Genomic DNA, 8,323 nt, shown 5'->3' on the forward strand with positions numbered 1-8,323 from the left:
GCAGTGCTTTGCACGTGCGACCGGTGCGCCTTTGCCTGATGCCGGCCGGCCTGGCAGCTGCACGGGCGCCGCATGCGGCTGATCGTCGAACCGCATTTCCACGCCAGGCGCCGGCTCAAGCTGCGCCTGCAGCAGTTCGCATTATGGCTGGCGCTGGCTATCCTGGTACTGCAACTGGTCGGGATGGCTTTCCATCACCACAGCCTGGCGGAAATTTCATCCGATTGCGTCAGCTGCGACCTGGCTGCCGATTTCCCTTCTCCTGTCCCATCCAGCCCGGTGCCGGTGCTGACGCCGGTGCTGGTCTTCGCCTACCGCACGGCAGTCGAACTGGTGTATGTCTTTATCCCGGCACAGAAGCATTACCTCACTCCGCATTCTCAAGCTCCTCCAGCCCCGGTCGTTTGACCCTCCCTGTTTTTCCCTGTTTGTTTCTGACCTAAGGCAGCCCTGAGGCTGTGCCTTTTCCGGATCGCGTTGCGGCGTTTGCCAGCCGCCCCGGAAACGAGGGGTCGGCTATTCGCGGGGGTTGTTTCCCCATACTGGAGTTTTGAGAATGAAAACACGCTTGTTGCGTCCACTACAACTGAGCGCCCTGATTGCGCTCGCTTACGGTTTTGCCGTTCCCGCCGCTTATGCACAGTCCGCCGCCAAACAGATCAGCGGCGCCATCCATGATGCGCTTGGCCATCCCTTGCCTGACGCCACGGTCGCCTTGAAAGATGCAAGCGGCAACGCCGTCGGCAGCACCCGCAGCGACCAGCAGGGACACTTTGTCTTTAGCGACATCGCGCCCGGCAGCTATGCGATCAGCGTCGGCAAACCTTCCTTCCAGTCGGAGAACGGCACGGTGACAGTAGCCGACGAGGCCGGCGCGACTACCGATATCACCTTGAAAGCCAGCCGGGCCGGCACGGTCACGGCCAGCAATGCAGTGGTGGTCACCGCCGATCGCCTGGACCGCGCCAGGAACGGCATCCAGGTAGAAACCGGCAGCAGCATCTATCGCATCGGCCGCAAGGAAATCGCCGCCATGCCGCAAGGCGAGGACACGGCGTTCAATGAAGTCTTGCTGCGCGCGCCCGGCGTGGCCCAGGATTCCTTCGGCCAGCTGCACGTGCGCGGCGACCACGCCAACCTGCAATACCGCCTGAACGGCATCATCCTGCCGGAAAGCATTTCCGGCTTCGGCCAGACCCTGGACACCCGCTTTGTCGACAGCGTCAGCGTCCTCACCGGCGCCTTGCCGGCGCAGTATGGCTACCGGACCGCGGGCGTGGTCGATATCCATACCAAGAACGGCGAGCTGCAGAATGGCGGCAATATCGGCGTGCAGATCGGCAGCAACAACACGCGCCAGGTCAGCGGCGATGTGAGCGGCAGCACCGATTCCTTCAGCTACTACATCAACGGTTCCTTCGAAGCCAACAACCTGGGCATCGAAAATCCTACCGGCGCTTCCAGCGCCTTGCACGACCGCACTTTGCAAAACAAGGCCTTCGGTTATTTCTCTTACCTGCTCGATGCCGATACGCGGGTCAGCCTGATCCTCGGCAATTCGGACGGCCGTTTCCAGATACCGAACAGCGCCGGCCAGACCCCGGGTTTTCAGCTGGACGGCGTGACCGATTTCCCGTCGGCCGACCTGAACGAGCGGCAGCATGAAACCAACCGTTACGGCATCCTTGCCCTGCAAGGCAAAATCGGCCCGGACATCGATTACCAGGTGGCGGCATTCAGCCGTTATTCGAAAGTGCTGTTCGAGCCGGACCAGACCGGCGACCTGTTGTATACCGGGGTCGCGTCGCGGGTGTTGCGCACCGGCCTGGCGAACGGCCTGCAGGCCGACGGCAGTTATCGCCTGAACGCCAGCCATACGCTGCGCGCCGGCGTCAACTACACCCGCGAGAACTTGAAGAACAGCGACAACTCGCTGACTTTCCCTGCGGACGACAGCGGCGCGCAGCTGTCGACGCAGCCGATCTCGCTGGCCGACAGCAGCCAGAAGACCACCAACCAGACCGGCATCTATCTGCAAGACGAATGGAAGCTGAGCGATAAGGTGACCTTGAATTACGGCGCCCGCGCCGACTGGGTGAATGCCTATGTCAGCGCCAGCCAGTTCAGTCCGCGCATCGGCGTGGTGTACCAGATGACGCCGCGGACTACCTTCCATGCCGGTTATGCCAGGTACTTCACGCCGCCCGCCAGCGAACTGATCGGTTCGAACACCATCACCAGCTTCAACGGCACCACCAACGCCCCGGCCAACAACCAGAACGACCCGGTGCAGGCCGAGAGCTCGGATTATTACGACCTGGGCGTCAACCACCAGCTGACCCAGCATGTGACTGTGGGGCTGGACGGCTACTACAAGAAGGTCAAGAACATGCTGGACGAAGGGCAGTTCGGTTCGGCCTTGCTGTACACGCCGTTCAACTATGCGCAGGGCAAGGTGTACGGCCTGGAGCTGACCGTGAACTACCACAAGGACAACCTGTCGGCCTACCTGAACCTGGCGCGCTCTACTGCGCTGGGCAAGAACATCGTGTCGAGTCAATATAACTTCGGCCAGGATGAACTGAACTACATCTCCAGCAACTGGGTGCACCTGGATCACGATCAAAGCATTACCGCATCGACCGGCGTTTCCTATCTGTGGCAGGGCACGACGCTGACCGCGGATGCATTGTTCGGCAGCGGCTTGCGCAGCGGTTTCGCCAATACCGAGCATTTGCCGGCGTATACCGAAGTCAACCTGGGCGCCAGCCATACCTTCAACGACAGCCCGATCGGCAAGTTCACTACGCGCCTGAGCGTGATCAACCTGCTCGACAAGGTTTATGAAATCCGCGACGGCTCGGGCATCGGCGTCGGCGCGCCGCAGTTTGGCCAGCGCCGCGCTTTCTACCTGGCGCTGACAAAATCGTTCTGAAGCAGGGGACGGCTATGAAGACGGGGAGCTTGCTCCCCGTTTTTTTTCGCATATTTCAGGATATGACATGTATTTCATAATGTGAAATTTTGAAATGCGAAGCACCATTTTCATATTTCACTCTCAGGGATTTTATTTCATATCGCAAAAAATGAAAGTTAAGTTATTGAATTTAAACAAAATAAAAATACTTATATGTCTTATATAAGACATTGTTGCCTCGCACAGATAGGCCTACTATTTAGTCATCGGATTTGATTTCACTTTTTGTTTTTAACAGGAGAACGACGATGACTACACGTGAACAGCAAGTTGCAGCACTGGCCAAGGACTGGGCCGAGAATCCACGCTGGAAGGGCGTTACCCGCAATTATTCTGCAGAAGACGTGGTGCGTCTGCGCGGTTCGGTCCAGATCGAACACACGCTGGCAAAACGCGGCGCCGACAAACTGTGGAAGTTGCTGCACGAAGAGCCATTCGTCAACTCCCTCGGCGCGCTGACCGGCAACCAGGCGATGCAGCAAGTCAAGGCAGGCTTGAAAGCGATCTATCTGTCGGGCTGGCAAGTCGCCGGCGACGCCAACCTGGCCGGTGAAATGTATCCTGACCAGTCGCTGTATCCGGCCAACTCGGTGCCGCTGGTGGTCAAGCGCATCAACAATACTTTCCAGCGCGCCGATCAGATCCAATGGTCGGAAGGCAAAAACGATATCGACTTTTTCGCGCCTATCGTGGCGGATGCGGAAGCCGGTTTCGGCGGCGTGCTGAACGCCTATGAACTGATGAAGTCGATGATCGATGCCGGCGCTGCCGGCGTCCACTTCGAAGACCAGCTGGCGTCGGTCAAGAAATGCGGCCACATGGGCGGCAAGGTGCTGGTGCCAAGCCGTGAAGCGGTTGAAAAGCTGAACGCTGCGCGCCTGGCGGCTGACGTTTCCGGCACTTCGACCCTGGTGATCGCACGCACCGATGCCGAAGCGGCCGACCTGCTGACTTCCGACGTCGACGAGAACGACAAGCCGTTCCTGACCGGCGAACGCACCGTCGAAGGTTTCTACAAGACCCGCCCAGGCATCGAACAGGCTATCTCGCGCGCACTGGCTTATTCGCCGTACGCCGATCTGGTGTGGTGCGAAACCGGCAAGCCGGACCTGGCTTTCGCCAAGAAATTCGCGGAAGCGGTGCATGCCAAGTTCCCGGGCAAGATGCTGGCGTATAACTGCTCGCCATCGTTCAACTGGAAAAAGAACCTGGACGACGCCACCATCGCCAAGTTCCAGAAAGAACTGGGCGCGATGGGCTACAAGTTCCAGTTCATCACGCTGGCCGGTTTCCACGCATTGAACTACTCGATGTTCAACCTGGCGCACGGTTATGCCCGCAACCAGATGTCCGCATTCGTCGAACTGCAGGAAGCCGAATTCGCTGCCGCCGACAAGGGCTTCACCGCGGTCAAGCACCAGCGCGAAGTCGGCACCGGTTATTTCGATGCCGTGACCCAGGCGATCCAGCAAGGCCAGTCCTCGACTACCGCCTTGCACGGCTCGACCGAAGATGAACAGTTCTTCGAAGCCAAGGTTGCCTGATTTGCCGGATTAAAGGTGGTTTGAATGCCGGTTAGCCGGCAAGCTGCAGAGTGTTATCTCACTTGTAGCCCAGAAGGCCGCATCCCACAAGGATGCGGCTTTTTTTATTCGGGCAGCCGGTTCATACAGGAGGTAAAGGCAGCATGTTGGTCGACTTGATTTCATCCAGGCAGACACTGGAGCGCACGCCGCTGACGCCGCGCATGCGCATCAGCTTTTCCATCAGAAAATCCGACAGCTCTTTCAAGTCGTGCGCGGTGACCTTGAGCACATAATCAAAATCGCCGGTTACCGAGTAACATTCCAGGATCTGCGGCCATTCGTTGATGGCGTTCTTGAAGCCGGACAAGTCGTTGATATGTCCTTTTTCCATCGAGACGTGGACGAAGGCGATCACGAACAAGCCCAGGCTGGCTGGATTCAGGCGGGTTTCATAGCGTACGATAAACCCCGCTTCTTCCAGCCGCCGATGGCGGCGGTGGCATTGCGGGGCCGACAGATTGACCGCCTGCGCCAGCTCCAGGTTGGACACGCGGCCGTTCTGCTGCAGAAAAGTCAACATTTTACGGTCGATTTGATCGATGTCTATTTTGTGCAATTTATTCTCGATTTGCGGGTTTTCTACGAAATTATATTTCATAACCGGGTAAACATCGGCCTCAAGTCGCAAGCCAATTTTTAGCGTTAAAAGCTATACTTTTTTCAAAATAACATATGGCGCAGCAGGGGAGCAGCATGAAACATGTTCCTGTTGCAATATAATAAAGAAGCCGATTTCCGGCAACCAAACTGACTCATTTGGAGACAAAGTCATGAAATTTCCTTTCTTGCGTTCCGCTATTGCATCCGTAGTCTTGCTTAGCCTGGCGGGCGTATCCGCTTCCGCCGCCTACGCTGCCGATAAAACAGTAGTGGTGACGGCCATCGTTGAACATCCGGCGCTCGACGCTGTGCGCGACGGCGTCAAGGACGAGTTGAAGGCGGCCGGCTACGAAGCCGGCAAGAATCTGAAGTTCGAATACCAAAGCGCGCAAGGCAACAACGCCACGGCGTCGCAGATCGCCCGCAAGTATGCCGGCAGCCAGCCGGATGTCGCGGTCGCGATCGCCACCCCATCGGCCCAGGCGCTGGTGGCAGCGACCAAGACCGTGCCTATCGTGTATGCCGCGGTGACCGATCCGGTCGCGGCCAAGCTGGTGAAGAGCTGGGATGCATCCGGCACCAACGTCACCGGCGTGTCCGACATGTCGCCGCTGGACAAGCAGATCGAACTGATCCGCAAGGTAGCGCCGAAGGCCAAGCGCATCGGCGTGATCTACAGCCCGGGCGAAGCGAATTCGGTATCCATCGTTGAGTCGCTCAAGAAGCTGCTGGCCGGCACCGACCTGACCCTGGTCGAAGGCGCCGCTGCCCGCACCATCGATGTGCCTAGCGCTGCGCAAAGCCTGGTGGGCAAGGTCGACGTCATCTACGCACCAACCGACAACAACGTCATGTCGGCCTTCGAAGGCATCGTCAAGGTGGCGGAACAAGCCAAGCTGCCTGTGGTCGCCGCCGACACCGGCGCGGTGAAACGCGGCGCGGCTGCCGCCATCGGCCTCAACTACTACGACCTCGGCCGCCAGACCGGCAAGATCGTGGTGCGCATCCTGAAGGGCGAAGCCGCCGGCAAGATCGCTTCGCAAACCAGCACGACATTCGAACTCTACGTCAATCCTAAAGCCGCCCTGAAACAAGGTCTGACCTTGCCGGCCGACCTGGTCAAATCGGCCAAGGTGGTTGAACAATAAGATGCGCATGGATGGCCGCGACGGCCATCTGCCTGTCGCATTGCTGGTGATTGTCTTGTTGGTGAACCGCCTGCCATCTGCCAGGTATGGCGGTTCCGTAGCTTATTGAAGGAAGTTTATGTCGCTCATCGCTTCGCTAGGCGCCATTGAGATCGGCCTGATTTTTGGCCTGGTCGCGCTTGGCGTGTTCTTGTCTTTCCGTGTCGTCAATTTTCCCGACCTGACGGTCGACGGCAGTTTCCCCCTCGGCGGCGCAGTTGCCGCCACCCTGATCGTCTCCGGCTGGAATCCTTTCCTTGCCACTTTCATCGCGCTGCTGGCCGGCGGACTGGCGGGCTGCGTGACAGCCTGCCTGAATGTCTACCTGAAGATCATGCAATTGTTGGCCAGCATCCTGGTGATGATCGCGCTGTATTCGGTCAACCTGCGCATCATGGGTAAACCCAACGTGGCGCTGATCAGCGAGCCGACGGTGTTCAGCATGACCAGCATCGGCGGCCTCCCGGATTACTGGGTGCAGCCGTTGGTGATGCTGGTGATCGTGCTGATCGCCAAGCTCCTGCTGGATGCTTTTTTCGCGTCGGAAACCGGCCTGTCGATGCGCGCCACTGGCGCTAATGCGCGCATGGCGCGCGCCCAGGGCATTTCCACCAACCGCCAGACGGTATGGGGCCTGGCGATTTCCAATGCGTTGGTAGCGCTGGCGGGCGCGTTGTTCGTGCAGACCCAGGGCGGCGCCGACATTTCGATGGGCATCGGCACCATCGTAATCGGCCTGGCAGCGGTGATCATCGGTGAAACCGTGCTGCCGGCGCGCAGCCTGGTGGTGACTACGGCGGCCTGTATTTTCGGCGCGGTGCTGTACCGCTTCTTCATTGCGCTGGCGCTGGACATGGATTTCATCGGTCTCAAGGCACAGGATTTGAATCTGGTCACGGCCCTGCTGGTCGGCCTGGCGCTGCTGATTCCTAATTTCAAGCGCAGTTACAAGCGCATGCGCGGTAGTGGAAAACCCAAGCCTTCTGCCAGCATCAACAATGGGCTGGCACCGCGTAAAGGGGAAAATTGATGTTGAAACTCGATAATCTGGAAGTCACTTTCAATCCCGACACGCCGATCGAAAACAAGGTCTTGCGCGGCCTATCGCTGGAAATTCCTTCTGGCCAGTTTGTCACCGTGATCGGCTCCAACGGCGCCGGCAAATCGACCATGCTGAATGCAGTCTGCGGCGACCTGATGGTCGACAGCGGCAGCATCACCATCGACGGCACCGATGCTACGCGGCGTTCCAGCTGGCAGCGTGCCGACCTGGTGGCGCGCGTATTCCAGGATCCGATGGCGGGCACCTGCGAGAGCCTGACGATTGAAGAAAACATGGCGCTGGCCTGGAAGCGCGGTAGCCCGCGTGGCCTGCGTTTTTCCCTGAACCGCAACCTGCGCGCACTGTTCCGCGAAAAGCTCAGCATCCTCGGCCTGGGCCTGGAAAACCGCCTGTCCGACCGCATGGGCCTGCTGTCCGGCGGCCAGCGCCAGGCGGTCAGCCTGCTGATGGCTTCGCTGCAGCCGTCGCGCATCTTGCTGCTGGATGAACATACCGCCGCACTCGATCCGAAAACCGCGGCCTTCATCTTGAGCCTGACGGCCAAGATCGTCGAATCGGGAAAACTGACGGCAATGATGGTGACCCACAGCATGCGCCAGGCGCTGGACTACGGCACGCGCACCGTGATGCTGCACGAAGGCAAGGTGATCCTGGACGTTCACGGCGAGCAGCGCAAGGGCATGGACGTGCCGGACCTGCTGCGCATGTTCGAAACCACGCGCGGCGAAAAAATCGATGACGACAAGCTGTTGCTGGGCTGACCGGACAGCAGCATAGAAAACTCAGACAGGAGAAACATGAAGGCTTTATTGAATGCGTTCGAAAGCAGGGCGCCGGAAATCGTCTTTGAATGGCATGACGCGGAAACCCCGGCGCGCGGCTGGATCGTCATCAACTCGCTGCGCGGCGG

Annotated in this window: 7 protein-coding genes; 6 read left to right on the forward strand and 1 reads right to left on the reverse strand. The window is 58.9% G+C overall.

Annotated features, from left to right (window positions below):
• The first annotated feature begins 72 nt into the window (after nt 1–72).
• From JWQ61_RS18185 to aceA, 3 genes are all read left to right on the forward strand, one after another.
• Nucleotides 73–408, forward strand: coding sequence for a hypothetical protein (locus tag JWQ61_RS18185; RefSeq protein WP_304361743.1), 336 nt, complete (start codon nt 73–75; stop codon nt 406–408).
• A gap of 148 nt (nt 409–556) precedes the next feature.
• Nucleotides 557–2,935 (forward strand): TonB-dependent receptor, encoded by a 2,379-nt coding sequence (locus JWQ61_RS18190; protein WP_304361744.1) that lies wholly within the window; start codon nt 557–559, stop codon nt 2,933–2,935.
• A gap of 290 nt (nt 2,936–3,225) precedes the next feature.
• The gene (gene aceA, locus JWQ61_RS18195; protein ID WP_014005539.1) at nt 3,226–4,521 is read left to right on the forward strand and encodes an isocitrate lyase; all 1,296 of its coding nucleotides are present in this window, start codon (nt 3,226–3,228) and stop codon (nt 4,519–4,521) included.
• Between the two features lie 121 nt (nt 4,522–4,642).
• On the opposite strand, the gene JWQ61_RS18200 is transcribed toward aceA, so the two are convergent.
• Nucleotides 4,643–5,119, reverse strand: a complete 477-nt coding sequence (locus JWQ61_RS18200; protein WP_120237794.1) for an Lrp/AsnC family transcriptional regulator — start codon at nt 5,117–5,119, stop codon at nt 4,643–4,645.
• Nucleotides 5,120–5,333: 214 nt separating this feature from the next.
• Here JWQ61_RS18200 and JWQ61_RS18205 point away from each other — a divergent pair, with 214 nt between their 5' ends.
• From JWQ61_RS18205 to JWQ61_RS18215, 3 genes are all read left to right on the forward strand, one after another.
• Nucleotides 5,334–6,311 carry an ABC transporter substrate-binding protein gene (locus JWQ61_RS18205; RefSeq protein WP_304361745.1) on the forward strand — a complete coding sequence of 326 codons (978 nt, stop codon included), beginning with the start codon at nt 5,334–5,336 and terminating at the stop codon, nt 6,309–6,311.
• A 118-nt stretch (nt 6,312–6,429) separates the two neighbouring features.
• Nucleotides 6,430–7,380 carry an ABC transporter permease gene (locus JWQ61_RS18210; RefSeq protein ID WP_304361746.1) on the forward strand — a complete coding sequence of 317 codons (951 nt, stop codon included), beginning with the start codon at nt 6,430–6,432 and terminating at the stop codon, nt 7,378–7,380.
• Nucleotides 7,380–8,174 carry an ABC transporter ATP-binding protein gene (locus JWQ61_RS18215; protein ID WP_014005544.1) on the forward strand — a complete coding sequence of 265 codons (795 nt, stop codon included), beginning with the start codon at nt 7,380–7,382 and terminating at the stop codon, nt 8,172–8,174. Before JWQ61_RS18210 ends, JWQ61_RS18215 begins: the two co-directional genes overlap by 1 nt.
• The last annotated feature ends 149 nt before the right edge of the window (nt 8,175–8,323 follow it).

Source organism: Collimonas fungivorans (assembly GCF_028292705.1).
Taxonomy (GTDB): Bacteria; Pseudomonadota; Gammaproteobacteria; order Burkholderiales; family Burkholderiaceae_D; genus Collimonas; species Collimonas fungivorans_B.